Annotated in this window: 20 protein-coding genes and 3 tRNA genes; 9 read left to right on the forward strand and 14 right to left on the reverse strand. The window is 69.9% G+C overall.

Translation table 11 applies throughout. From position 1 onward, the window contains the following. Window positions 1-276: 276 nt before the first annotated feature. The 5 genes from NI17_RS13495 to NI17_RS13515 form a co-directional block, all read right to left on the reverse strand. Window positions 277-350, reverse strand: a tRNA-Ala gene (locus NI17_RS13495). 26 nt (window positions 351-376) lie between these two features. Next, on the reverse strand, window positions 377-661 hold the full coding sequence (locus NI17_RS13500; protein ID WP_068688853.1) for a hypothetical protein: 285 nt from the start codon (window positions 659-661) through the stop codon (window positions 377-379). 537 nt (window positions 662-1,198) lie between these two features. After that, entirely contained in the window at window positions 1,199-2,782 is a 1,584-nt protein-coding gene (locus tag NI17_RS13505) for a pectate lyase family protein (protein WP_119267933.1), read from the reverse strand. Between the two features lie 721 nt (window positions 2,783-3,503). Beyond that, window positions 3,504-3,576 (reverse strand) — tRNA-Ala (locus NI17_RS13510). Window positions 3,577-4,071: 495 nt separating this feature from the next. Beyond that, window positions 4,072-5,964: an MFS transporter gene (locus tag NI17_RS13515; RefSeq protein WP_170163059.1), complete on the reverse strand. Its 1,893-nt coding sequence runs from the start codon at window positions 5,962-5,964 to the stop codon at window positions 4,072-4,074. Window positions 5,965-6,141: 177 nt separating this feature from the next. Here NI17_RS13515 and NI17_RS13520 point away from each other — a divergent pair, with 177 nt between their 5' ends. The 5 genes from NI17_RS13520 to NI17_RS13540 all read left to right on the forward strand — a co-directional run bounded on the left by NI17_RS13520 (window position 6,142) and on the right by NI17_RS13540 (window position 9,282). After that, window positions 6,142-6,939, forward strand: coding sequence for a hypothetical protein (locus tag NI17_RS13520; protein WP_068688852.1), 798 nt, complete (start codon window positions 6,142-6,144; stop codon window positions 6,937-6,939). 214 nt (window positions 6,940-7,153) lie between these two features. Continuing rightward, entirely contained in the window at window positions 7,154-7,411 is a 258-nt protein-coding gene (locus NI17_RS13525; RefSeq protein WP_068688851.1) for a hypothetical protein, read from the forward strand. 329 nt (window positions 7,412-7,740) lie between these two features. After that, window positions 7,741-8,025 (forward strand): hypothetical protein, encoded by a 285-nt coding sequence (locus NI17_RS13530; RefSeq protein ID WP_199859948.1) that lies wholly within the window; start codon window positions 7,741-7,743, stop codon window positions 8,023-8,025. A gap of 51 nt (window positions 8,026-8,076) precedes the next feature. Beyond that, complete coding sequence (locus tag NI17_RS13535; protein WP_199859947.1) at window positions 8,077-8,445, forward strand: hypothetical protein; 369 nt, start codon at window positions 8,077-8,079, stop codon at window positions 8,443-8,445. 9 nt (window positions 8,446-8,454) lie between these two features. Continuing rightward, window positions 8,455-9,282: a 5-formyltetrahydrofolate cyclo-ligase gene (locus NI17_RS13540; RefSeq protein ID WP_234401709.1), complete on the forward strand. Its 828-nt coding sequence runs from the start codon at window positions 8,455-8,457 to the stop codon at window positions 9,280-9,282. Window positions 9,283-9,891: 609 nt separating this feature from the next. On the opposite strand, the gene NI17_RS13545 is transcribed toward NI17_RS13540, so the two are convergent. The 4 genes from NI17_RS13545 to nadD all read right to left on the reverse strand — a co-directional run bounded on the left by NI17_RS13545 (window position 9,892) and on the right by nadD (window position 11,797). Then, window positions 9,892-9,967, reverse strand: a tRNA-Ala gene (locus NI17_RS13545). 71 nt (window positions 9,968-10,038) lie between these two features. Continuing rightward, window positions 10,039-10,665, reverse strand: a complete 627-nt coding sequence (locus tag NI17_RS13550; protein ID WP_068688847.1) for a histidine phosphatase family protein — start codon at window positions 10,663-10,665, stop codon at window positions 10,039-10,041. 44 nt (window positions 10,666-10,709) lie between these two features. Next, a complete protein-coding gene (gene rsfS / locus NI17_RS13555) occupies window positions 10,710-11,111 on the reverse strand; it encodes a ribosome silencing factor (protein WP_068688845.1) in 402 nt (133 codons plus the stop codon). 26 nt (window positions 11,112-11,137) lie between these two features. Next, window positions 11,138-11,797, reverse strand: a complete 660-nt coding sequence (gene nadD, locus NI17_RS13560; protein WP_084012466.1) for a nicotinate-nucleotide adenylyltransferase — start codon at window positions 11,795-11,797, stop codon at window positions 11,138-11,140. Window positions 11,798-11,958: 161 nt separating this feature from the next. On the opposite strand from nadD, the gene NI17_RS13565 reads away from it, so the two are divergent. Beyond that, the gene (locus NI17_RS13565; protein WP_068688841.1) at window positions 11,959-13,002 is read left to right on the forward strand and encodes a M48 family metallopeptidase; all 1,044 of its coding nucleotides are present in this window, start codon (window positions 11,959-11,961) and stop codon (window positions 13,000-13,002) included. A 513-nt stretch (window positions 13,003-13,515) separates the two neighbouring features. Next, window positions 13,516-15,489 (forward strand): glycosyltransferase family 2 protein, encoded by a 1,974-nt coding sequence (locus NI17_RS13570; protein WP_068688840.1) that lies wholly within the window; start codon window positions 13,516-13,518, stop codon window positions 15,487-15,489. A gap of 19 nt (window positions 15,490-15,508) precedes the next feature. On the opposite strand, the gene NI17_RS13575 is transcribed toward NI17_RS13570, so the two are convergent. Then, complete coding sequence (locus NI17_RS13575) at window positions 15,509-16,111, reverse strand: DUF1349 domain-containing protein (RefSeq protein WP_068688838.1); 603 nt, start codon at window positions 16,109-16,111, stop codon at window positions 15,509-15,511. 289 nt (window positions 16,112-16,400) lie between these two features. Here NI17_RS13575 and NI17_RS13580 point away from each other — a divergent pair, with 289 nt between their 5' ends. Then, window positions 16,401-17,096: an AAA family ATPase gene (locus tag NI17_RS13580; protein WP_068688831.1), complete on the forward strand. Its 696-nt coding sequence runs from the start codon at window positions 16,401-16,403 to the stop codon at window positions 17,094-17,096. Here NI17_RS13580 and NI17_RS13585 read toward each other — a convergent pair. Then, window positions 17,071-18,327: a glutamate-5-semialdehyde dehydrogenase gene (locus tag NI17_RS13585; protein ID WP_068688827.1), complete on the reverse strand. Its 1,257-nt coding sequence runs from the start codon at window positions 18,325-18,327 to the stop codon at window positions 17,071-17,073. The genes NI17_RS13580 and NI17_RS13585 overlap by 26 nt on opposite strands. A gap of 20 nt (window positions 18,328-18,347) precedes the next feature. Further along, the gene (locus tag NI17_RS13590; RefSeq protein WP_068688826.1) at window positions 18,348-18,548 is read right to left on the reverse strand and encodes a DUF397 domain-containing protein; all 201 of its coding nucleotides are present in this window, start codon (window positions 18,546-18,548) and stop codon (window positions 18,348-18,350) included. Window positions 18,549-18,893: 345 nt separating this feature from the next. Here NI17_RS13590 and NI17_RS13595 point away from each other — a divergent pair, with 345 nt between their 5' ends. Then, complete coding sequence (locus NI17_RS13595) at window positions 18,894-21,788, forward strand: glycoside hydrolase family 9 protein (RefSeq protein WP_068688825.1); 2,895 nt, start codon at window positions 18,894-18,896, stop codon at window positions 21,786-21,788. A 143-nt stretch (window positions 21,789-21,931) separates the two neighbouring features. Here NI17_RS13595 and proB read toward each other — a convergent pair whose 3' ends face one another. After that, window positions 21,932-23,068: a glutamate 5-kinase gene (gene proB / locus NI17_RS13605; protein ID WP_068688824.1), complete on the reverse strand. Its 1,137-nt coding sequence runs from the start codon at window positions 23,066-23,068 to the stop codon at window positions 21,932-21,934. Between the two features lie 34 nt (window positions 23,069-23,102). Then, the gene (obgE, locus tag NI17_RS13610) at window positions 23,103-24,467 is read right to left on the reverse strand and encodes a GTPase ObgE (protein WP_068688822.1); all 1,365 of its coding nucleotides are present in this window, start codon (window positions 24,465-24,467) and stop codon (window positions 23,103-23,105) included. Between the last annotated feature and the right edge of the window lie 79 nt (window positions 24,468-24,546).

Raw genomic sequence — 24,546 nt, forward strand, 5'->3', positions numbered from 1 at the left:
GGTCACCACGGGCGGAGCGGGGAGTCCTCGGCGCCCGCGGCGGAGAGGCGGTGTGTGCTCCCGGCGGCGCGGCAGCGGGAAGGACCGCGACGGACAGCCGCATCCCCGGGCGGGAACGGGCGGCCGGTCTGTTCCTCCGGGCCCGCGTCCGGGGTCGGAAGCGCCCGACACGGTCCGGGCGAAGCCGGACGTCGGAGTCTGGAACGTGCCAGAAGACGACGGAGGCGGCCCTGCTCGGTGACCTTCGGTCGCCTCGCCGGACCGTCCGGAGACGAGTGGAGCTACGGGAATCCGAACCCCCAGACCTCTTCCCTGCCATGGAAGCGCGCTGCCAACGGCGCCACAGCCCCGTGTGCCTTGCGGCAACGGTGAGGTCCTACCGGACGTGGAGGGGCGGGATGGCCGGGTCGCGGCGTAGGGCATCCCACACTGCCGTTCCGCGGGCCCCGGACCGGGGCGCAGGAAGGGCATGAGTGGCAGACCGCAGCAGGCTCTCATCCAGGTCCTGGTCTGCTGGGAGGACCACGTCCGGTGTGATCCGGTGGTCGACGGCCTCCCCGTCGCTGACGAACCATCCCGGCCGACTCACCGGGTCCCAGACCCGCTGCGCGGACGCGGCGCTGTCCACCTGCCGCTCGATCCGGTCGGGGGTCTCGTCCACGGCCCTCCCCGTTCTCCCCGACGTGCGGACCAAGGGTCGTGCGAAGGGCGGACGCGGCGCACGATACAGGGAGCGGACCGTGGCCCGGCGCCGGAGAGGTGCGGCGAGGCGAACCGGTCGAGGACCGCGCGGCAGACCGCGGCCAAGGCCGTGCGGCTCTGTGAGACCAGCGGTTTCCTCGCCCGCATCGGCGAGCGGTTCGGCGTCGCCTACGCCGCCCCTCCCCATTCCCGTCAACCGGATGATCAAGAACCGGTAGCCGGTCGCGCGCACGGCCCTGAGCAAGGATCCGCGTCTCCCCTGGAGGTCGGCAAAAGCCAGCACCGGCGGCCATCGACGCGGTCTGCGCATAGCCCCGGGCCAGGCTGCCGCCCGCAGGAGTCCTGGCGCGGGCGCAAAGCCCTCATCGGGCCGCCGCCGTCTGGGACCGTGCATGGGAAAGCCCTGGCGGCTCGGCCCGCCAGGGCTGTTCCTATCGGGGATTCCGGTCCCGGTCTCGGCCGGTCAGGCCGTGCCGGTGTCGCCGTCGTCCGGCGACTAACCGGCGTAGGTCTCGAACTCGGCGATGCGCGGTGTGCCGTTCGAGCTGGTGATCTCGAAGTTGATCTTTCGCAGCGTCGTCGGGTCGAAGGTGATGACACCCGCTCCGCTGCCGGTGGCCAGGACGGTTCCGTTGTCGTGGTCGACGACCCGCCAGGAGCCGATGTTGCCTTCGGCTCCGGCCGCCTCGCGGATGTTGATCGTGGACACCGTGACGTTGGAGCCCCACTTGACCGAAATGCGACCGGTCGAGCCGCTCGGCGACCAGTAGGTGCTCATGTCGCCGTCGACGACGTTCCCGTAGCTGGTCCCGCTGGCCTTGCTGGAGCCGTCGGCACCGGCCCCGATGCTGAGGTTGGTCCCGTTGGGAGGGTCGGTCGGGTCCGGATCGGTCGGGTCCGGGTCGGTCGGGTCCGGGTCGGTCGGGTCCGGGTCGGTCGGGTCCGGATCGGTCGGGTCCGGGTCGGTCGGCTCCTCCGCTTCGCAGTTGCCGTCCGAGATCCGATTGCCCTTGCCCGCGCCCGCGGTCTGCTCCAGCACCTCCGGCACGCAGCCGGCGTCGTCGAGCTCGTAGGAGTACGGAATGCTCACCGACGTGTTGGACTGCGGGTCGGGACCGGCGGGGTAGTTCTCGTCGCCCTGGCTGGACCAGGTCACGTTGTCGAAGATGTTGCCGCTGACCTCCCAGAAGCCCCTCTCATCGGTGTAGAAGGTGCCCAGGACGTCCTTGGAGTCCTCGAAGTAGTTGTTCTCCACCTTCGCGCTGGCCCCGGCCCGGGAGTTGATGCCGGACTTGTGGAGCTCCACGTAGTGGTTGTTGTACATGTGCCCTATGCCGCCGCGCAGCAGGGGCGCACGCGAGTCGATGTTCTCGTACCGGTTGTGGTGGTACGTGACGTAGCCGTTCGAGCGGTCGCTCTCGCTGGACCCGACCAGGCCGCCGCGGCCGGAGTTGCGCAGGATGCTGTAGGAGAGGGTGACGTACTGGGTGTTGTTCTTCAGGTCGAAGAGGCCGTCGTAGCCCTCCGACTCCCCGCCCGACGCCTCCAGGGTGACGTGGTCGACCCAGACGTTGCGGACGCCGCTCTCCATCCCGATGGCGTCACCGCCGTTGGACGTGGGCGAGCCGGACTTCTTGACGTTCCGGACGGTCACGTTCTGGATGATGATGTTGCGGGACTCCCGGATGTGGATGCCCAACTGGTCGAACACGGCTCCGCTGCCGACGCCGACGATCGTGACGTTGCTGATCTTCTTGAGCTCGATCACGTCGTCGGCGGTCTCGCAACCGTCACCCGACACCTTGGAGGTGTTGCCGTGGTTGATGGTCCCTTCCACCTCGATGATGATCGGGGTGCTGGTGCTGGGCCGCTCGCACAGGGCCTCGTGGATCTGGGTTCCGGTCGTGGCCCGTACCGTCTGTCCGCCCGCGCCGCCGGTGGTTCCACCGTTCTGGGTCGCGTAACCCGTGGCGCTGCCGGTCTGCGCCGATGCCGGGGACATCGGCAGGGCCAGACCAGCCGTCACCACGGCCGCAGTGGCCAGCGTCGACACGAGTCGACGCGCGATTGATCGTCCCACTGATTACCTTTCGTAGCAGGGCATGAGCACTGAGGTGCTTTCCCTGAGAATAGAGAAAGCGCTTTCCATGTCAAGGGGGGCAGTGCAACCGTTTGCAAGGAAGTTGAGACATCCCGGCTGCCCCTCACCCCTGTGTCCTGCGGCTTCACCGGCATCCGGCGTCGACTTCGGGATTGGGCACCTCGAATCATGCAACCGCTTGTACTGCCTCTCGACGGCGCAGCGGGCCGGACACAGGCGCCCGGTCGCGGCCAGGGGAGCGTCACGGTGGGAGCGAGAGGGCCTTCCCGGTCACCGGTGTCCCGTGCCATACTTGCCGTTCCACGCCCCGGCCGACCTCGGCCGCACCGGTGCCGGCGCCGGTGTGCACCCACTCTTCCGGCGAGCCCGGAAACGACGAGATCCCACCCGATCGGAAATCGGACGGGATCTCGTGAACCGCCTACGAACTGACTCGTGCCCCCAGGCCTGGGTCCTGGGCAAGCCAGGTCCAACCCGCAGGGCGAAGCCCCGCATCGGGGGCCCGGGGTCGCCCCCGGAGAAACGACGAAACGACCCCGCGAGGAGGACGAAGTCCCGAACAGCAGACCGCGACCAAGGGCGCGCCGCGAGGTACGACGGCCGAAGCCGAGCGGCGCACCGGGGCCCGGGGGTCATCCCCCGAAAGAAACAGGCCCGCGAGGAAGGTGGACGGAATCCACCGGTCACGCGGGCCTCAACGTGGAGCTATGGGGATTCGAACCCCAGACCTCTTCCATGCCATGGAAGCGCGCTACCAACTGCGCCATAGCCCCTTGCGACAGGAACAACTCTACCGGATCTTGGGAGGTGGTCCGTACATCTCGCCTCGTGTACGGCGGACGGACCGTGGTCCTCACGACCGCGCCTCCCGCTGGGACCGGTGGGTCCAGCGGGAGGGGGAACTCCCCCGGCCCGTTCCGCTGACGTTCGCCGCCCCCTGGGAAACCGCTTCCCGCTTCCCGGCAGCGGCTCTCCCGAGTCCGAAGCGGGTGGCCGTCACAGAGGAGCGGCACCGGCCCGGGGCGGCGTTGCAGGAGACCGCCGCCGGGTCGGAGACCAGCCGTCAGCGTTCGCTCGCCGTGCTGCGCGGTCGGCGGGTCATCGGAGAAGGCCGGCTCTCGGCTCGGCTCCTCCGCCGGCGCCTTCCGACACCCGGCTACTCGCGGGGGCGTGGCGATGCGCGACTGCCCCGGTCGCCAACGATGCCCCTGCCGTGCCCGCTGGGAACGGCGTTGCGCGAGACGTGCTCGGACGGGATGCCTCCCGGTTCACACGGTGACCCGCTGCTTCGGCTTTCGCCACAGGAGCAGGACCGCGGCGAGTCCCGCCAGGCAGGGCAGGACTCCGGCCCAGCCGAGCAGCGGGGGCAGGCCGGTGTCGCCGGAGGTGTCTCTGACGAGCAGGTTGAACAGGGCGATGCTCGTGGCGGTGACGAAGAGCGCGGACGCGGCCCAGCGGACCCACCGCTTCCCCGTGCCGGCCGCCCAGATGGTGACCAGCCAGCCGAGGACGCCGAGGACGCCGAGGACCGTCAGGTAGACGATGTACGTCGTGGCAGCGGTGTCGATGGCGGCCTGACTGTAGGAGGGATACCCGCTCCGGATGTGGGCGGCCAGGATGTTCGCGGTGGCCTGGTCGATGTAGAGGGCGGCGACGGCGGCAACGGTGAGCGTGAGCCCCAGGTACATCGCGGCGAGGGCCTGTCGCGGGTATCGGGTCTGTGTCACGGGGGTGTGGTTCCTTTCGGACTGGTCGGCTGAGATCACCGGTTCCGGTGCTGCCGTACGGACGGGTGGCAGGAGGAAGAGGGCGATGAGCACGGCGGCTGCGAACAGCGCCGCGCAGAGGGACAGTCCGAGCGCGTACCCGTCGGCGAGGGTCTCCGGGGTGACGGTGCTGCCGGTGCGCGCCGAGGCGGCGGTGCCCAGGACGGCCAGTCCGAGCGCGGCTCCGATCTGCCGTGAGCTGTTGAGCAGGCCGGAGGCCACACCGCTCTCCTGCGGGTCGACGCCGGCAGTGGCGGTGGAGACGACCGGGCCGAGGCAGAGCCCGAAGCCGAGACCGACGATGACGGAGGGGCCGAGGACGTCGGTGAGGAACGACCCGTCCGGGCTGATCCGCCCGAACCAGGCGAACCCTGCCGCGGTCGCCAGCCCGCCGGTGATCATGAGCGTGCGCGGGGCCAGGTGCGCACCGAGCCGGACCGCGGCGACGGACCCGGCGATCACGCCGAGGGCGAAGGGCAGGAACATCACACCGGTGAGCGCCGGCCCGTGCCCGAGCACCTGCTGGAGATGGAGCGAGACGAAGTAGAAGGCCGAGGCCATGGCGGCGCCGAGGAGCAGGTTGTAGGCGTTCGCCCCGGCAACGGACCGGTTGGCGAACAGCCCCAGCCGCACGAGCGGATCACGGCTGGTGGTGCGCTCCACGGCGACGAACGCGATCAGCAGCACGACGGCGAGGGCCAGCGTGGTGACGGTGACCGGCGCCGTCCAGGAGGCGTGCTCGGTGTTCACGATCCCGAACACCAGCAACGTCATCCCGGCGGTGGCCAGCACAGCCCCGAGGACGTCAGGCCGGGTGTCCCGGTGGACCGGTCCGCCTGCGGCAACGCCCCACCGGGCCATGGCCAGTGCGCCCAGTGCCATGGGGACGTTGACGAACATCACCCACCGCCAGCCGGCGTACTCGGTGAGCGCTCCGCCGATGAGGATGCCGAGGGCTCCGCCCGCGGCGTTCATCGCGCTCCACACGCCGAAGGCGCGCAGCCGGGCAGGGCCGGAGGGGAAGGTCTCGGTCAGCAGGGCCAGCGCGGCGGGGGCCAGGGCCGCGGCTCCGACTCCCTGTGCGGCGCGGGCGGCCACGAGCTGGCCGGCGTCCTGGGCGAAGCCTCCGGCCAGCGAGGCCACCGCGAAGAGCGCCAGCCCCGAGAGCAGGACCTGCTTGCGGCCGTACCGGTCCGCGGCCTTGCCTCCCAACAGCAGCAGCCCGCCGAAGGTCAGGGCGTAGGCGTGGACCACCCAGGTCACCTCGGCGCCGGTGAAGCCGAGCCCGGCGGCGATCTCGGGCAGCCCGACGTTGACCACCGAGAGGTCCAGCGACACCATGAACTGCACCACCGACACCGCGATGAGCGCCAGCCCCGGCCGACTCCCGGTCACGGCCGTCGGTTCAGACCTCCCGGGCGCGGCCTGCCCGCCGACCTTTGCCGAGCGGCGCGATGTGGCGCTCCGAGGGTGTCCCACCGTTCCCCTCCCCTCTTGCGACATCATGTCTCAAATAGGAATGCTACGCTGTTGAGACACAATGTCGCAAGAAGATGGTCCGAGGACGTGACGATGAGCCGACGGCCGCGCCGCAGCGAGCAGGAGACCCGGAGCCTGGTGATGCGGGCAGCGGTCGAGCATGTCTCCCGCCAGGGGCTGCGCGCTGTGCTTGAGCTGCCGATGGAGGAGGTCATCGCGGCTGCGGACGTGCCGCGCGCGGCCGCGTACCGGCTGTGGCCGTCCCGTGAGAAGTTCACTGCCGATGTGCTGGACCGGCTCGCTGAGGGCCAGACGATCCCGACACTGGGACTCACCGAGATCGCATCAGTCGTCCAGGAGGTCGAGGCGAAGACGGCGGGCGGGGCCGGTGCCCTCGACGTGGCCTGCACCCTGATGGCTCTCGCTGTCGAGAGCGAGTTCGACCTCCTCACCACCTCGGATGCCTGGCGAGCGTTCCTCGCTTTCGAGGCCGCGGTGGCATCGATCCCCGATGCGGAGCGGCGCCGGCACCTGCTGCGCCGTCTGTCGGAGGCGGAGGCGCAGAACGGGACCCGGCTCGCGGGCCTCTACCGGGGGGTCGCAGAAGCCCTCGGGCTGCGGCCGTCCTCCGACGAGGCGCTCCTGGACGCCGCCCATGCCGCACGCGTGCTGGCCCGGGGGCTTGTCAGCGAAGCGGTGCGGGAGGGATCGACGGAATCGGAACAGGCGGCCAGCCGCCGGTGCCTCGGCACCGCGACAGCGGCACTGATCCGTGATGTGTTCGTGCCCGTCGGGGACGGCTCCCTTCCCCGCGACTGGCCGCAAGCCGTTCTCACCGCGATCCAGAGCCGGACCGCCGCGCCCCGGCCCCCGGCGGAGAGCTCCGGCTGAGCGGGCGACCGGCGTCGCGCGGCCTACGATCCGCGTGTGGCCGGTTCCGCCGACACGGACGCGGTGCCGGTGGTGACGCCTCGGACGCGCCCTCCCGGCCGTCCCCGGGCGGGAGAGGGCACCGCCCTCCTCGAATCCCCGGCCACGGCTTCCGTCCGGGGCCGGACACAGAACCGCCCCGCCTGCAGGCGGGGCGGTTGTCGATCTTCACTACGTGGACATCCTCCGTGCTTACTCGAAACGCGCTGGCCTGCTGGAAGACCTGGAGCGGGCTGTGCGCGGGCTGGTGCGGGCGGCCAAGGCGGGGCAGCAGGAGCGCCGTAACGTCAGCTCGGCGGGCGCGGTCAATCGGGTGTGGGCGCTCAGTGACCGGCTGAGCGAGGACGACATACGCGGCCTGGTCGATGGGTACCGGCAGGGCAGGTCCATACTTAGCCTGTCGAAGCAGTACCGCATCAGCGCAGCAGCGTGAAGCGGGTTATCAGACGGCAACGGGCTGCTGGGTGGATCATCGAGCGTGAGGTTCGCAAACACGGATGAACGCTTGAGAATCGCGCTCCACTCGGTAGGAGCGCGGCTCTCACGTTTCGTGTTCTTAGATGCTATCGGGCGACCGTCACATAGCCTTACCACCATTGTGGACCATATATGAACGACAGAATCGAACTGGTTAGCATCTAGATAAGAACTAGCTTGATACACAAACCCCTGTCACTCGCTTTGCCTGGTGCCGGTTCGGCGACCGAGTCACTTAGATGAGATAATACCTCTTTCGCCGTCGAGGCAGAGGCCGCGACGCTCATGGGCCAGCTCGTCTGGGATGCCTCGCAGCGCCGCGACCACGCAACCGCACGCACGTACTTCGACCAAGCGATACAAGCCGCCCGGCAGCTCCGTGACTCCAGCACCGAGGGGTTGGCGCTCCTACGGATGAGCTTCGTCGCGCTCTACGGCGAGAAAGACCCTCGGGCAGGACTTGAACTGGCGATTCGGACAGCGGAGACAGCCAACCACAACAGCCGCGTCTTGACCGGCCTGGCCACGCTCCATGCTGCTGAGGCGTACGCCATGCTCGGCCAGCGGTAGGAGTGCGAGCAGGCACTGAAGGATGCCGAACGGCACTTCGAGCGGATCAGCATGGCCGACGCCGCGATGGACTTGTTCTCGCCCACCCAACACGGACGGCTGGCTGGCTCGTGCTACCTCTTCCTGAACGACACGAAGCGTGCCCAACCCATACTGGAGCGGACGACTGCGGAGCTTCGCGACCGCCCGAAGTCGCAGGCTATCGTGCTCGGCAACCTGGCACTGGCCTGCATCCGGCAGCAGAAGCTCGATGAAGCGGCAGGCGCGTTGCACAGCGCCATCGACGTAGTAGAACAGACCTGGGGTGGCAGCGGGCTGAACATCGTGTTCAGCGCAGGACAAGAACTGCGGCCCTGGCGGCACGTGGCCGATGTCCAAGACGTGTACGACCGGCTACTTGCCCTCATCGCGGCAGCGTAAGGAGCACCAGTGACCAGCGTGGACATTAACGAGGCCAAGAACGCCATCCGCGAGCGCGTGTGGACACTGCTAGAGCAGGAGCGAGTCGTGCCGCCCGGTGTGCACGGCCGCATCCCGGCCTTCTACGGTGCCGAGGCCGCTGCCGAACGGCTTGCCGAACTGCCCGTGTGGAAGGCCGCGCGGGTCGTCAAGGCGGTACCGGACAAAGCACAGCTTCCGGCGCGGGCACGGGCGCTCACCGAGGGCAAGCTCGTCTACATGGCCGTCCCCAAGCTGGCCGAGGAGAAGCCCTTCTACCTCCTCGATCCGGCAACGCTCACCGTGCCGCCGAACGAAGCCGCGTCGAGCAAGGTCGCCGCGACCGTGGCGCGCGAGATCGGCGTCGATGAGATGCAGCCGGTCGATCTCATCGTCTGCGGCAGCGTGGCCGTCAACCGGCGCGGTGTGCGGCTCGGCAAGGGCGCGGGGTACTCCGACATCGAGGTTGCACTGCTGCAAGAAGCAGGCTTGATCGGGCCACAAACCACCATCGTGACCACCGTGCACTCCTTGCAAGTCATTGACGACGACCTTTCCGAGACCGAGCACGACTTCAGTGTGGACTTGATCGTCACCCCCGATGAGGTCATCGAGTGCAACCCGCCACGCCGCCCAGCAGGGCTGATCTGGGAACACCTGGGGCAAGAGAAGATCGCGGCGATTCCGGTACTGGCGGCTCGCGCCTCAAAATCCGTACGTCCAGATCGAAAAGATGGAAGAAGCCATCGTTCGGTACTACGAGGTAAAGATTCATCTTCCCGAAGCGCTGCGGGCCGAAGTCCGCGCGATAGTCGATGAAGCCGTGCAAGACGACACCGGCCTGAGCGACGACATTCGCGACCAGTTCAACCGACGCCTCGAAGCGCTCGACAAGAAAGGGAGCTAACTGCCGACCTGGCAGCCGAGGAAGGCTTGCTAGGACAAGCTCAGGGGGAAGATCGCAGCCGTCCGCACCGAGCGGCGCGACATCGAGCGCAGCCTGACCGCTACCAGCAACCCGCTCGACACGGGCGCAAACACGTTCCGCAAGGCACTCGACCTGCTGGACAACCCTGCCCAGATGTACGCAGCGGGTAACGAGACGGTACGCAGCATCCTCAACAAGGCTCTCGTCAGCAAATTCATGATCGACGGCTTAAGGTGGTCGAGGGTGAGCTGAAGGAACCCTTCGACGCTCTGACGGACATCTCAGGACGCGATGCAGTCAAGGTCTACTCCGGCAGGCTGGCAGGCTCCCTGAGCGCTCCAGCGGCACAAGGGGAGGTCGAGGCCGGGCTACGTCACGCCAGATAGCAACGTGCCCCACCCTCGTAAACGAGAGCGGGGCACCCGCTGATGATCTCTGTCTGACCGACCTGCTAGAGCCGGCCTTGGCCCAGCGGACCAGGGGTTCTAGTAAGCCGGTTGTGGTGGAGCTATGGGGATTCGAACCCCAGACCTCTTCCATGCCATGGAAGCGCGCTACCAACTGCGCCATAGCCCCCTGTGGAGCCTGCGGGCGCTGCCCGCCGACTCCCAGAACGATAGCGGAATTCCGCGCGTTAGTCGAAACGGTCAACGGTCGTCGCCCAGCACCTTGTCCTCGGGGAGGGTTCCCGCGTTGTGCTCCAGCAGGCGCCAGCCGCCGAGGCGGCGGGGGCCGAGCACGGACCAGGAGCAGTTGCTCAGCGACCCCAGGGCCTCCAACTGGTCCTGGGGCAGGCCGAGCATGGTGTGGATGCCGGCGCGCAGGGCCGCGCCGTGGCTGGCGACGACCAGTGTGCCGCCCTCGGGCACCTTCTCCAGGCCGCGCTGGACGGCCTCGGCCACCCGCGCCCCGACGGTGGGCATGTCCTCGCCGCCGGGGATGTCCATGGTGGGCAGCTGCTCGGGCCAGCCCGCGGCGATCTCGGCGCGGGACAGCCCCTCCCACGGACCGCCGAAGCGCTCGCGCAGCGCCGGGTCGTGGGTCACGGTCAGTCCGGTGAGCCGGGCCAGGGCGTGCGCGGTGTCGGAGGCTCGTTGCAGGTCGGAGGCGATGATCGCGTCGGGGCGCAGCAGGGCGAGGAGTTGGGCGGCCCGCTCGGCCTGGGCGATACCCGTCTTGTTCAGGGGGATGTCAAGCTGTCCCTGGAAGCGGTTCTCGACGTTCCAGTCGGTCTGTCCGTGGCGCCAGCAGATCACACGACGGGTCTCGGTCACAGGGTCACTCCTGTCCGGGGAAGGGCGGCGGATGGGGTAGCGGCTCAGGAACCGGCGTCGTCGTTCGCCTCGCGACCGACTCCCCGGGCCCCCTCCGGCAGGGCGATCTCCGGACAGTCCTTCCACAGCCGCTCCAGGCCGTAGAAGCCGCGCTCCTCCTCGTGCTGGACGTGCACGACGAGATCGACGTAGTCCAGCAGCACCCAGCGGCCGTCACGTTCGCCCTCGCGGCGCACCGGTTTGGCGCCCACCTGGCGCATGCGCTCCTCGACCTCGTCGACGATCGACCTGACCTGGCGGTCGTTGGGCGCGGAGCACAGGACGAAGGCGTCGGTGATGACGAGTTGGTCGCTGACGTCGTAGGCGACGATGTCCCTCGCGAGTTTGTCGGCCGCCGCGGCGGCGGCGATGTTGACGAGTTCAACGGTCCGGTCCGTGGCGGTCACAGGTGCCAGCTGCCTCTCGTGGGCTGCTACCCCGCCTCCTGATCATCGAGGTAGAGCCCGGTCTTGTTGATGTAGCGGACAATGCCATCGGGTACCAGGTACCAGATGGGCTCGCCCTTGCGGACACGCTCCCGACACTCGGTCGAGGAGATGGCCAGGGCGGGGATCTCCACGAGGGAGACCCTGCCCTCGGGCAGACCGGGGTCGGCGAGCTGGTGCCCCGGCCGGTTACAGCCTACGAAATGCGCGAGCTCGAAGAGCTCGTCGGCGTTGTGCCAGCTCAGAATAGCGCCCAGAGCGTCCGCTCCGGTGATGAAGAACAGCTCCACGTCGGGACCGTACTGTTGGCGCATCTGGCGCAGCGTGTCGATGGTGTAGGTGGGTCCGTCCCGGTCGATCTCGATCCGGCTCACCCGGAACTGGGGGTTCTCCGCGGTGGCGATCACGGTCATCAGGTAGCGGTGTTCGGCCGGGGTGACCCGGCTTCCCGTCCGCTGCTTCTGCCAGGGGTGCCCCGCGGGCACGAAGATGACCTCGTCGAGGCCGAACAGGTGGGCGACCTCGCTGCCGGCCACCAGGTGTCCGTGGTGGATGGGATCGAAGGTGCCGCCCATGATGCCGATCCGGCGCGGCGGCGCGGGGCGCCGCGGCGCCCTCCCCTGCGTGGTCGTCGTCTCCTCTGGCACGGTCAACGCTCTCGTCTCGTCCCCGCGGTCGGGGCTGTCCGGTCGTCGTCGAGACTAGTCGGCCGCGCTCCGCCTCCTTCGGGCAGCCCCGCGCAAGGACACGTCATGTCGCGTCTGCCGGAAACGTGGATTTACGGAATGGTCACGCATAGCATGCAGACATGTCGACTACTCCTGACCGGGCCCGCATCCGACTCCGCGACATCTCCTCCCGCGCCTACGAGCACCCGGCGGACCGCGGCGCACTGGTCGCGTTGCGGTCGCTGCGCGGTTTCGACGACGTGTTCAAGCGCCTGTCCGGCCTGTTCAACGAGCGGGCGCTGCGGTTGATGTTCCTCGCGGGCGCCGTGCGGGTCAACGAGCGGCAGTTCCCCGAGGTCCACGACTACGTGCGCGACGCCGCCTACGTCCTCGACCTCGACACGGTGCCCGAGCTGTACCTCCAGATGAACCCGCAGCCCAACGCCATGGCGATCGGCAGCAGCCGGCCGTTCATCGTCATGACCACCGGGTTGTTCGACCTGCTCGACGCCCAGGAGCAGCGCTTCGTCGTGGGCCACGAGGTGGGGCACATCCTGTCCGGGCACGCGGTGTACCGCACGATGCTGCTGGCGCTGGTCCGGCTGGCCGCGCGGGTCGCCTGGATCCCGCTGGGCTATGTCGGTCTGCGCGCGATCGTCGCGGCCCTGGAGGAGTGGTACCGCAAGTCGGAGCTGTCCTGCGACCGCGCCGGGCTGCTCGCCGCCCAGGATCCCGACGCGGCCAAACGGGCGCTGATGAAGATGGCGGGGGGCTCCCGGCTGGCCGAGATGAACGTGGACGCGTTCCTCGAGCAGGCCAGGGAGTACGACGCGGCCGAGGACGTGCGCGACGGCTTCCTCAAACTCCTCATCACCCAGGGGCACACCCACCCGTTCGCGGTGATCCGGCTGGCCGAGCTGGACCGGTGGATCAAGGACGGCGACTACCAGCGCATCCTCAACGGGGACTACCCGCGCCGCGGCACCGACGCCGACGCCCGGATCGGCGAGGAGGCCCGCAACGCCGCCCGGTCCTACCGGGAGGCGTGGGAGCGCACCTCCGACCCCCTGGTGGGAACGCTGCGCGACGTCGTGGGCAGTGCGGCGAACACCGGGGGCAGGATCTTCGACACGGTGGCGGACCGGTGGAAGAACGGTCCGTCGGGCCGCCGCGACTCCACCTGATCCACCGGCCTCCCACCGCCGTCTCGGGCGCGCCCCGCCCGACCGTCAGGCCGTGGAGGTTTCCCAGACTCGAAGCCGGGTAGCGGAGCGCCGCAAACCCGGCTTTTTTATGTCATTCCTACAAATACTAGAAATGTAAAATCGAGGTAAGAAAATCTAGAGCAGCATTCTCTTCCCACTAGTATGTGAAAACCATCACAGAATGGGGCGCAAGTGGTTCTGGACAACCCGGAACACCGCTAGAGTTTCGGTCACTCCGCCGCTCACCTCGGGGCGCTCACCTGGGCATCCTCCCATCCCCCGCACTCCAGGACACCCGCCCCGGGCAGCCACAGTCCGAAGAAGTCCACGCGGCCGGTTTCTCCGGAATTCCGGAAATGTCCGTGATTCCGTCAACCGTTCGCCGCCTACACGAGTGATGTAAGTGCGCAGGAACCGATCCGCCCCTCGGCGTCCGTTCCGGAGTTCGTCCTCGGCCGACCGGTCCTGCTGGATCATCACCACGGGGGGAACATGCCCATAGACGTGACCGTCATCGTCCCGGTCCACAACACCGGCCGGGGAGTGCTGGAAGGCCTGGAGTCGCTGCGCTCCCAGACCCTGCCCCGCTCCCGGTTCGAGGTCGTCTACGTCGACGACGGCTCGACCGACGAGACCGGGGAACTGCTCGACGCCGAACTGGCCGACGAGGAGAACTTCTCGGTGGTGCACATCGAGAACTCCGGATGGCCGGGGCGTCCCCGCAACATCGGCATGGACCGCGCCCGGGGGGAGTTCGTCCTGTTCATGGACGACGACGACCACCTCGGTGTCGAGGCCCTGGAACGCATGGTCGCCAAGGCCCGCGAGGACTCCGCCGACATCGTCATCGGGCGGATGACCGGCATCGGACGCAAGGCGCCCCGCGAGATCTTCCAGAGGCCCATGTCGGGCGGGAGTCTGCGCAGGAACCGCATCCTGCTGACCACGCTCACGGTGCACAAGCTCTTCCGCGCCGAGTTCCTGCGGTCCAACGGGCTGCGCTTCGCCGAGGGCCGGGTCCGACTCGAGGACCACATGTTCATGCTCCACGCCTACCTGCGCACCGAAGCGGTCTCGGTCGTGCACGACTACACCTGCTACTACTGGGTGCGGCACAAGAACTTCGGCAACATCTCGTTCAAGCCGCCCGAGCCCGCCGACTACCTCGGCAGCGTCGAGAAGATCATCGACATCATCGAGGCCGAGGTCGAGCCGGGCGAGTTCCGGGACACCCTGATCGCGCACTGGTACCGGTCCAAGCTGCTGGGGCGGATGCAGGGCCCCAAGTACCTGAACCAGCCGGAGGAGTCCGCGCACAAGCTGCACACCGTCGCCCGGTCGCTGGTGGAGCGCCGCATCCCGGAGCGCCTGGACGCCAAGCTCAACGCCTTCACCCGACTGCGCGCCGCCGCGCTGCGGACCGGACGGCACGAACTCGTCCGCGGGGTCGCCGAGTTCGAGGTCGACCTGGCGCACCGGACCACGGTGACCGGCTTCCGCTGGGAGGGCACGACGCTGCACGTGGACGTCGAGAGCACCCTGGTGCGCAAGAGCGACCGGCGGCCGCTGGAGTTCGTGCGCGAGGGCGAGTCGGTCTACTGGGACCTGCCGTCCGAACTCGCCGAGGAGCCCTCGGTGCGGGCCGCAGCGGAGATCAGCTCCCCGATGAAGCGGCTCAAGCTGCGGACGTTCGCGCGCAACAGGGCGAGCGGCGCGGACGTGACGGTGCCGACGTCGTTCACCCGCGTCGAGGAGCCCACCGGAGCGGGGCGTTTCACGGTGCGCCTGACCGGAACCGCCGAGATCGACGTCGCACGCGGCAACCTGGGCTCGCCCCTGCTGGGCAGGTGGTGGTTCCTCACCCGTGTGGACCTGGGCGGCACCAGCAGCGACCACAAGGTCGGCCCGCTGCGCGCCCCGGACGCGGAGGCGAGCCGCGTGCCCGCGTTCGTGAAGCTGTCCGATGACCTGTCGGCCCTGGTGACTCCCTCCTACAACGGGAAGGGGCACCTGACCGTCACGGTCGACCCGGCCTGCCAGAAGCTGGCCGCACTGGTCCGGGGAAGCCAGCGGCCCGTGCTGGCGAACGACAACGGAAGTCTGCGGTTGCACATCCCCCTGGCCCTGCACACCAACGACGCGCGGATCACACTGCCGCTGCGGCTGCTGGGCACGGGGGAGAGCGTCGAGGCGACGGGAAGCGTGCTGACCGAGTCGGCCGCCGTCGACTCCCCGCGCGCGGTCCTGGCCGCCGAGATGCCCACCATCCCGAGCCAGGGCCGGTGGCAGGTCGCCATGGAGTCCGGACAGCAGCCCGTTCCCCTGGGCATCACGCTCTCCCGGAACCTGGGTCGCTGGTCCGTCACAGTGCAGCAGCCACCCCGCCTGCGCAGGTTCGCGGTCCGCGCCTACCGGGCGCTGCGCCGCCGCGCGGGCCGGGTGGCGCGCTCTGTCGGACTCCGGTAGGCCCCTTTCCCCGGAAGGCTCACTTCCCGCCGCGCAGGTCCTCGGGCGGCGTGGTGGTGTGGGTGATCTCCGAGAAGCGCACGGTCTGGCCCTCGCCCAGGGGTGACTGGGCGAGGAAGCCGGCCCTCGGGGAGCCGTCCAGGGCGAAGTAGCGGACCAGGTGCCAGAAGCCGTCGCCGGTGTCGGCGTGGAAGGCGTACGCGCCGCCGGTGCGGGTGATCCGCAGCCGGACGCCGCCGCCGTCGACGGTGAAGGAGTTGCAGTCGTCGGAGACACCACCGCGGGTCACCACCGACACGATCGTCGGTCGGCCCTGCGGCGACAGCTCCAGGCACAGCTTCGCGTGGTTGTCCTCGTCGACGTACAGGAACAGCACCCCGGCGTCGTAGGTGGCGCGGAAGTCCGGCTCCACCCGCGCGCCGAGGGTGAACTCCCCGTCGAGCGCGGCCAGCAGCGCGGGCGCGTTCGCCGTCCGGGTCGGACCGCCGGGGTCGCCGAACACGTCGGTGTTCGGCCCCGCGCCGACGACGAGACGGTCGGGTCCCTCGACCACGTGGTAAGCGGGGGTGTTCCACCAGGTCAACGGCGCGGGGACGGCGGGAAGTCGGACCGGTTCGCTCATGGGGTTCCTCAGTGGTGGTCTCGATGCGAGAGGGCCCAGACCACAGGCAATGGCCCCCTCCCGTCAAGACCATGGTCAGGTTCTACCCTCCGGCACCGACCTGCGGGCGCGCACCGCCGCCCCTGAAGAGTGCGCTCCTCTGCCGCCCGACTCGGCTGTCCTCGTCTCCCGCACGGTCTCCTACCAGCTCTCCTGCCCCGTCCCGACTGCCACCCGCACCCCCGTGTCCAGCCGTCCCCACTCCGCCGGGCTCACCCGGAACCCGGCGGTACCCCACCGGGGTTGTGCCATGACTCGCCACAGAACCCGAACGATCACGGTCGAGGGGTTCGCCTCGATCCGCTCGGCGACCGTCGGACTCGGAGACCTCAACGTCCCTGTCGGGGCCAGCGGTGCGGGCAGGAGCAACTCCATCACCGCCCTGGCGATGCTCGGCAGGACCGTGGACGGCGAACCCAACCTGTTCGTGGGACAGGCGGGCGGTGCCGGAGTGCTCATGCACGACAGTGCGAAGGGCGACGCGACCGTCAGACTCCGCCTGGACTTCACCCCGGACGGCCACGAGGCAGTACCCTCCCCCACCCACAGCGGCGAACTGTTCTTCGCCGAGGAGACCGTCTGGTTCCAGGCCGAGGGCTACGACCGTCCCCACACCGAGTCCCTGGGGGCGGGACACCGGGAAACCCGGCTCGACAAGAAGTCCTCGGAGCCCCGCGCCTCCATCGCGAGCCAGCTGATGGACCAGTTCGAACTGGGCGGCCTCATCGTGGTGGAACGCCACGGCGGCGCGTCGCCCTTCACCCGGCCCTCACCCGACACCCTCGCGCGGATCGGCGGCCGGCCGATGTCGAGGCACGATCGAGCGGCTGCTCCGACCCGCTGTCGGCCCAGAACGCTGCGGCCCCGCCCCCCTGAGCGGTTTCCGGAAGGGCGGGGTCGCCGTGTTGTCAAGGCGCCGGTCAGCGGAGGTGTCCGTCGCCGGTGACCACGTACTTGGTGGAGGTCATCTCCGGCAGGCCCATGGGGCCGCGGGCGTGCAGTTTCTGGGTGGAGATGCCGATCTCCGCGCCGAAACCGAACTCGCCGCCGTCGGTGAAGCGGGTGGAGGCGTTGACCATGACGGCAGCGGAGTCCACCAGGGACACGAAGCGGCGCGCCGCCGACTGGGAGTCGGTGACGATGGCCTCGGTGTGCGCCGAGGAGTAGGCGCGGATGTGCGCCACGGCCTCGTCCAGGGAGTCGACGACGCGGGCGGCCAGGTCGAGGGAGAGGTACTCGGTGGTCCAGTCCTCCTCGGTGGCGGGGACGACGCTGTCGTCGTGGGCGCGGACCCGCTCGTCGCCGTGCACGGTGACCCCGGCCTCGCGCAGCGCCGCCAGGGCCTTCGGCAGGAAGGCGTCGGCGATTCCCGCGTGGACCAGGAGGGTCTCGGCCGCGTTGCAGACCGAGCAGCGCTGGACCTTGCTGTTGAGCGCGATGGCCAGCGCGCGGTCGAGGTCGGCCGCCTCGTCGATGTAGACGTGGCAGTTGCCGGTGCCGGTCTCGATGACGGGGACGGTGGACTCGTTCACCACGGTCTGGATGAGCGAGGCGCCGCCGCGCGGGATCAGCACGTCCACCAGGCCGCGCGCCCGCATCAGGTGCTTGACCGAGTCGCGGCTCATCCCGGGCACCATCTGTACGGCGTCTGCCGGGACCTGCGTCGCGGCCAGCGCGTCCCGGATCACGTCGGTGAGGACCCTGTTGGAGGAGTAGGCCGAGGAGGAGCCGCGCAGCAGGGCGGCGTTGCCGCTCTTGAGGCACAGCGCGGCGGCGTCGACGGTGACGTTGGGGCGGCCCTCGTAGATGATGCCGACGACACCGAGCGGGACCCGGATCTGGCGCAGTTCCAGCCCGTTGGGCAGGGTCCTGCCGCGGACGACCTCACCGACCGGGTCGGGAAGCTCGACGACCTCGCGGACCGCGCCCGAGACCGCGGCGACGCGGGCGGGGGTGAGGGTGAGGCGGTCGATCATGGCCTCGCTGATGCCGTTCTCCCTGGCGCGGGAGACGTCCTCGGCGTTGGCGGCGACGATCTCCTCGGTCCGCTCGCTGAGTGCGTCGGCGACGGCGAGGAGCGCCTCGTCCTTGGCGGCCCGGCTGAGCGGGGCGAGGTCTGCGGCGGCATCCCGAGCGCGCTCGGCGACCTCGCGGATGTCCCGCTCGATGTCAGTCATGGTGTCTTCGCTTTCTGGAGTCAGTTGTCGAACACGCCGCTGCGGACGGCGTGGGTGAAGGCGGTCCATTCGGGTGAGGAGAAGTCCAGTTGCGCCAGATGGCGGTTCTGGGCGTCACGTACCGCCGCACCATGCATAACGGTATCGGCGACCTCGACGCAACTGCCGCCCCGGGAGCTGCTGTAGCTGCTCGTACGCCAGGTGTCGTCGATGGCGTCCACTGATCCTCTCCTCAAGACCGACGCGACGGGTGCGTGAACGGGGGCCACCGGAGTCCCCCTGTGCTCCGGGGTCACACACTTTTTTCTTTTCCACAATATTGCGCGGTCCCTTCTTCCGCCGTTGCGCCTCGCCTCCTCTTCCGGGGCTTTCCGTTTTCTTGGCCTCCGCCTCTGGGCCGCCCCCTCCCCGACCAGGAAGGCGGCAACTACTTGCGGTTGAACCATTGACGCGGAGGGTCACGGCGTCGCACCATTCTTGGGACGTCATTTCCGTGGAACCCCTGCCACAGGAAGTGGGAGCGCTCCCAACCAGCAGCAGTCCCCATCCCCCTTCCGGAGACCCCCATGCCAGCCTCTGATCCCCCGTCCCGTCCGCGCGGCCACCGGCGACCGGCCCGCCGTGTCCTCACCGCGCTGACCGCCACCGCGGCCCTGACCGCGGGCTTCCTGGCTGTTCCGCTGACCACCGGTACCGCCCGCGCCGAACCGGCCTTCAACTACGCCGAGGCCCTCCAGAAGTCGATGTTCTTCTACGAGGCCCAGCGTTCCGGCGCACTCCCCGACGACAACCGGGTCTCCTGGCGCGGCGACTCCGGACTCACCGACGGCGCGGACGTCGGACTGGACCTGACCGGGGGCTGGTACGACGCGGGCGACCACGTCAAGTTCGGCTTCCCCATGGCCTTCACCACGACCATGCTCGCCTGGGGCGCGATCGAGAGCCCCGAAGGCTACACCGCCTCCGGCCAGATGCCCCACCTCAAGGACAACCTGCGCTGGGTCAACGACTACTTCATCAAGGCCCATCCCTCCCCCGACGAGCTGTACGTCCAGGTCGGCGACGGCGACGCCGACCACAAGTGGTGGGGGCCGGCCGAGGTCATGCCGATGGAGCGCCCCAGCCACAAGGTCGACCCCTCGTGCCCGGGCAGCGACGTGGCCGCCGAGACCGCCGCGGCGATGGCGGCGTCGTCGATCGTCCTCGCCGACGACGACCCCGCCTACTCCGCCACCCTCGTCCAGCACGCCGAGCAGCTCTACGAGTTCGCCGACACCCACCGGGGCGTCTACTCCGACTGCGTCCCGGTCGGCTCCTTCTACAACTCCTGGTCCGGCTACCAGGACGAACTGGTGTGGGGCGCCTACTGGCTGTACAAGGCCACCGGTGACCCCTCCTACCTGGACAAGGCCGAGTACGAGTACGACTTCCTGTCCACCGAGCAGCAGACCGACGTCCGCAGCTACCGGTGGACCATCGCCTGGGACGACAAGTCCTACGGCGCCTACGTGCTGCTGGCCCGGGAGACCGGCGAGCAGAAGTACATCGACGACGCCAACCGGTGGCTCGACTACTGGACGGTCGGCGTGGACGGCGACCGGGTGCCCTACTCCCCGGGCGGCCAGGCCGTGCTCGACACCTGGGGGTCGCTGCGCTACGCCGCCAACACCGCCTTCGCCGCGCTGGTGCACGCCGAGACGGTCGACGACCCGGCGCTGAAGCAGCGCTACCACGACTTCGGCGTCCGGCAGATCAACTACGCCCTCGGCGACAACCCGCGCAACTCCAGCTACGTGGTGGGCTTCGGCGACAATCCGCCGCGCAACCCCCACCACCGCACCGCGCACGGGTCGTGGACCGACAGCATCGCCTCCCCCGCCGACAACCGGCACGTGCTCTACGGCGCGCTGGTGGGCGGCCCCGGCTCCGCCGACGACGCCTACACCGACGACCGGCAGGACTACGTCGCCAACGAGGTCGCCACCGACTACAACGCCGGATTCTCCAGCGCGCTGGCCGTGCTGGTCGCCGAGTACGGCGGCACCCCGCTGGCGGACTTCCCGCCCGAGGAGGAGCCCGACGGTCCCGAGATGTTCGTCGAGGCCGAGATCAACACCCCGGGCACCACGTTCACCGAGATCAAGGCGATGATCCGCAACCGGTCGGCCTGGCCCGCCCGGATGCTGGACGAGGGCACGCTCCGCTACTGGTTCACCCTGGACGAGGGGGTGAGCGCCGACGAGATCACGGTTACCTCCGCCTACAACCAGTGCGCCGCTCCCGAGGGCGTCCACCGGGTCGAGGGCGACCTCTACTACGTGGAGATCGACTGCACCGGCGAGGAGATCTTCCCCGGCGGCCAGTCCCAGCACCGGCGCGAGGTGCAGTTCCGGATCGCCGGCGGCGAGGGCTGGGACCCCTCCAACGACTGGTCCTTCCAGGGCGTCACCGACGAGCCCGCCCCCGCCGCGAACATCGTGCTCTACGACGCGGGCGAACCGGTGTGGGGCAGCGCTCCCGAAGGCGGGGAGGACCCCGGCGACCCCGACGAGGACCGGACCCCGCCGAGCGCTCCCGGATTCCCGACGGTCCGGGACGTCACCTCCACCAGCGCCGTGCTGACCTGGCCCGCCGCCACCGACACCGGCGGCAGCGGCCTGGCCGGATACGACGTCTACCTGCTGGACGACGGCGCCCGACTGGTCGGCTCGACCACGCAGACCAGCCACCCGCTGACCGGCCTGGAGCCCGGCACCACCTACACCGCCTACGTCGTGGCCCGGGACCACGCGGGCAACGTCTCCGAGCGGAGCTGCTACGCCGTCTTCGGCACCGACACCGCCCCCGACGCGCCGAGCGCCCCCGGCGACCTCGCGGCCCTCGACATCACCGCCACCGGCGCGGTCCTGTCGTGGAGCCCGTCCACCGACAACAGCGGCAGCGGCCTGGCCGGATACGACATCTACGAGGTGGGCGGCGACCGGGTGGTCCCGGTCGGCTCGACCACGCAGACCAGCTACCCGCTGACCGGCCTGCGGCCCAGCACCGCCTACACCTACTGGGTCGAGGCCCGCGACAACAACGGCAACAGCTCCGCCCACAGCGCCGTCTCCTTCACCACCCTGGCGGAGGACGGCGGCGGGGCCTCCTGCCTGGTGGAGTACCGCACCAACGACTGGAACGGCGGCTTCACCGGCTCGGTCCGGATCACCAACACCGGTGACACCGCGCTTTCCGACTGGCGGCTGTCCTTCGCCTTCCCCGCGGGGCAGCAACTCACCCACGGCTGGAACGCCACCTGGAGCCAGAGCGGGGCCGACGTCACCGTCACCCCGATGTCCTGGAACAGCGGCCTGGCGCCCGGAGCCACCGTCGAGGTGGGCTTCAACGGCTCCTGGACCGGTTCCAACTCCGCTCCCACCGAGTTCGTCCTCAACGGCGAGAGCTGCGACACCGCCTGACCCCCTCCCCCGTCGCGGCCGTCCGCTCCCCGGCGGACGGCCGCGGCGCCGTGTCCGGCCCCGTCATGCGGCGGACAGGCCCGCCCCGGGGGACGCCCGGCAGCCGGGTGTCCTCCCCCGGTCCGGCGGGGCGGGCGCGTGTACTACAGCACCACCAGGTCGTCGCGGTGCACGATCTCCCGGCTGTACTCGGAGCCGAGTTCGCGGGCCAGCCACCTCGTGGAGCGGCCCATGAGGTCGGGGATCTCGGCGGCGTCGTAGTTGACCAGGCCGCGGGCCACGATGCGCCCGTCCTCGTCGCGCAGGTCCACCGGGTCGCCCGCGCTGAAGTCGCCCTCCACCTTGACCACCCCGGCGGGCAGCAGGGACGCCTTCTCGGTGACCACCGCCCGCACCGCCCCGGGGTCCAGGACGACACTGCCGCGTCCGGCGGTGGCGTGGGCCAGCCAGAGCTGGCGGCTGGAGGGGCGTCTGCGTTCGGCGGGGACGAAGAAGGTGCCGACCGGTCCGCCGTCCAGTGCGGCACGCGCGTTGACCGCCGAGGTCAGCACGGTGGCCACGCCCGCCTCCGTGGCGATCCGCGCGGACTCGACCTTGGTGACCATGCCTCCGGTGCCGACCCCGCGCCTGCCCGCGCTGCCGATGTCCACCCCCACCAGGTCCTCGGGGCCGTTCACCTGGCCGATGCGGCTGCTCGTGGGCAGGGACGGGTTGCCGTCGTAGAGTGCGTCGACGTCGGTCAGCAGCACCAGCAGGTCCGCCCGGAGCAGGTGGGCGACCAGCGCGGCCAGCCGGTCGTTGTCGCCGAAGCGGATCTCGTGGGTGGCGACGGTGTCGTTCTCGTTCACGATCGGCACCGCGCCGATCTCCAGCAGGCGGCTCAGGGCGCGTTGCGCGTTGCGGTACTGCGCGCGGCGCATCAGGTCGTCGGCGGTCAGCAGGATCTGCGCGGCGGTCAACGAGTGGCGGGCGAACTCGGCGGTGTAGCGGGCCAGCAGCAGGCCCTGCCCGACACTGGCCGCGGCCTGCTGGGTCGCCAGGTCGCGGGGGCGCTGGACGAGGCCCAGTGGGGCCATCCCGGCGGCGACCGCCCCGGAGGACACCAGCACCACCTCGGCTCCGGCCCTGCGGCGCGCCGCCAGCACACCGGTCAGGTCGCGGATCCGGTCGTGGTCGATGTGCCCCTCGGGGGTCGTCAGGGAGGACGATCCCACCTTGACCACCACGCGCCGGGCCCGGGTGATCGCCGAACGCGCCTGACCGGCGCCTTCGCTACCCACGTCATCTGTCCTTTCAGCCTGCGGAGGGAGGGGATCAGTTCAGTCGGGAGTCGGTACCGCGCGGTCCGAGGACGGTCTCCTCCGCGCCGACGGTCGGGGCCCAGTCGAAGACCACCGCGTTGTCCTCGTCCCCGATGTGGACCTCGGCGCCCTCGGTGGCACCGGCCCTGGCGAGGGCCTCCTCGATGCCGAGCCGGTTGAGCCGGTCGGCGAGGTAGCCGACGGCCTCGTCGTTGCTGAAGTCGGTCTGGCGGACCCAGCGCGCGGGCTTGTCACCCAGCACGCGGAAGACGTTGTTGCCCAGCGGGACGACCTGGAACGGCGTCTCGCCGAGTTCGCGCGGGCGCAGCACCAGGCGGGTGGGCTCCTCGACGGGGCGGGCGGCGCGGGCCGCGGCCACCTGCTCGCCGAGGGCGAAGGACAGTTCCCGCAACCCCTCGCGGGTGGCCGCCGACACCTGCAGGACGCGGTAGCCGCGCTCCCGCAGCATGGGTTCGACGAGTTCGGCGAGTTCCCGGGCCTCGGGCACGTCGACCTTGTTCAGCGCCACGATGCGCGGGCGGTCGGACAGGTCCACCCCGGTCCGCTCGCCGTAGACGGCCAGTTCCCGCTCAAGGACGTCCAGGTCGGTGACGGGGTCGCGGCCCGGCTCGTAGGTGGCGCAGTCCAGCACGTGCAGCAGAGTGGAGCACCGCTCGATGTGGCGCAGGAACTCCAGACCCAGTCCTCTACCCTCGCTGGCGCCGGGGATGAGCCCGGGCACGTCGGCGATCACGTACTGGGTCTGTCCGGCCTCGACGACGCCGAGGTTGGGCACCAGCGTGGTGAACGGGTAGTCGGCGATCTTGGGGCGGGCCGCGGAGAGGGCCGCGATCAGTGAGGACTTGCCCGCGCTGGGGAAGCCGACCAGGCCGACGTCGGCGATGGTCTTGATCTCCAGGCGGACGTCCAGCGCCTCGCCCGGCTCGCCCTTGAGTGCGAAGCCGGGGGCCTTGCGCCTGGGGGAGGCGAGTGCGGCGTTGCCGAGTCCGCCGCTGCCGCCGCGGGCGGCCACCAGTCGGGTCCCCTGCCCGACCAGGTCGGCGATGACCTCGCCGTCCAGGGTGGTCACCACGGTCCCCTCGGGGACCGGCAGCACCAGGTCGGCACCGTTGGCTCCGGCGCGGTGGCCGCCCTGGCCGGGGGTTCCGTTGCCCGCCCTGCGGTGGGGACGCCGCTGGTAGTCCAGCAGGGTGGCGGTGTTGCGGTCGACCTCCAGGATGACGTCGCCGCCCCGGCCGCCGTTGCCGCCGTCGGGACCGCCCAGCGGCTTGAACTTCTCCCGGTGGACGGAGGCACAGCCGTGCCCGCCGTCCCCGGCCTTGATGTGCAAGACCGCCTCGTCGACGAAATCGGACATGTCGCTGGCTCCTCGATGCCGCTGGACGAATGCACGTGAGGCGGGCCAGTGGCACTGGCCCGCCTCACGTTCTGGTACT

The organism is Thermobifida halotolerans, from assembly GCF_003574835.2.
In the GTDB taxonomy this organism is placed as follows: domain Bacteria; phylum Actinomycetota; class Actinomycetes; order Streptosporangiales; family Streptosporangiaceae; genus Thermobifida; species Thermobifida halotolerans.

What these genes read in the sequence shown, in the direction of transcription:
- NI17_RS13520 (WP_068688852.1), top strand. Translation starts at nt 6,142, where the DNA reads ATGAGCCGACGGCCGCGCCGCAGCGAGCAGGAGACCCGGAGCCTGGTG.
- NI17_RS13530 (WP_199859948.1), top strand. Translation starts at nt 7,741, where the DNA reads ATGGGCCAGCTCGTCTGGGATGCCTCGCAGCGCCGCGACCACGCAACC.
- NI17_RS13535 (WP_199859947.1), top strand. Translation starts at nt 8,077, where the DNA reads ATGGCCGACGCCGCGATGGACTTGTTCTCGCCCACCCAACACGGACGG.
- NI17_RS13565 (WP_068688841.1), top strand. Translation starts at nt 11,959, where the DNA reads ATGTCGACTACTCCTGACCGGGCCCGCATCCGACTCCGCGACATCTCC.
- NI17_RS13570 (WP_068688840.1), top strand. Translation starts at nt 13,516, where the DNA reads ATGCCCATAGACGTGACCGTCATCGTCCCGGTCCACAACACCGGCCGG.
- NI17_RS13575 (WP_068688838.1), bottom strand. Translation starts at nt 16,111, where the DNA reads ATGAGCGAACCGGTCCGACTTCCCGCCGTCCCCGCGCCGTTGACCTGG.
- NI17_RS13580 (WP_068688831.1), top strand. Translation starts at nt 16,401, where the DNA reads ATGACTCGCCACAGAACCCGAACGATCACGGTCGAGGGGTTCGCCTCG.
- NI17_RS13585 (WP_068688827.1), bottom strand. Translation starts at nt 18,327, where the DNA reads ATGACTGACATCGAGCGGGACATCCGCGAGGTCGCCGAGCGCGCTCGG.
- NI17_RS13595 (WP_068688825.1), top strand. Translation starts at nt 18,894, where the DNA reads ATGCCAGCCTCTGATCCCCCGTCCCGTCCGCGCGGCCACCGGCGACCG.
- obgE (WP_068688822.1), bottom strand. Translation starts at nt 24,467, where the DNA reads ATGTCCGATTTCGTCGACGAGGCGGTCTTGCACATCAAGGCCGGGGAC.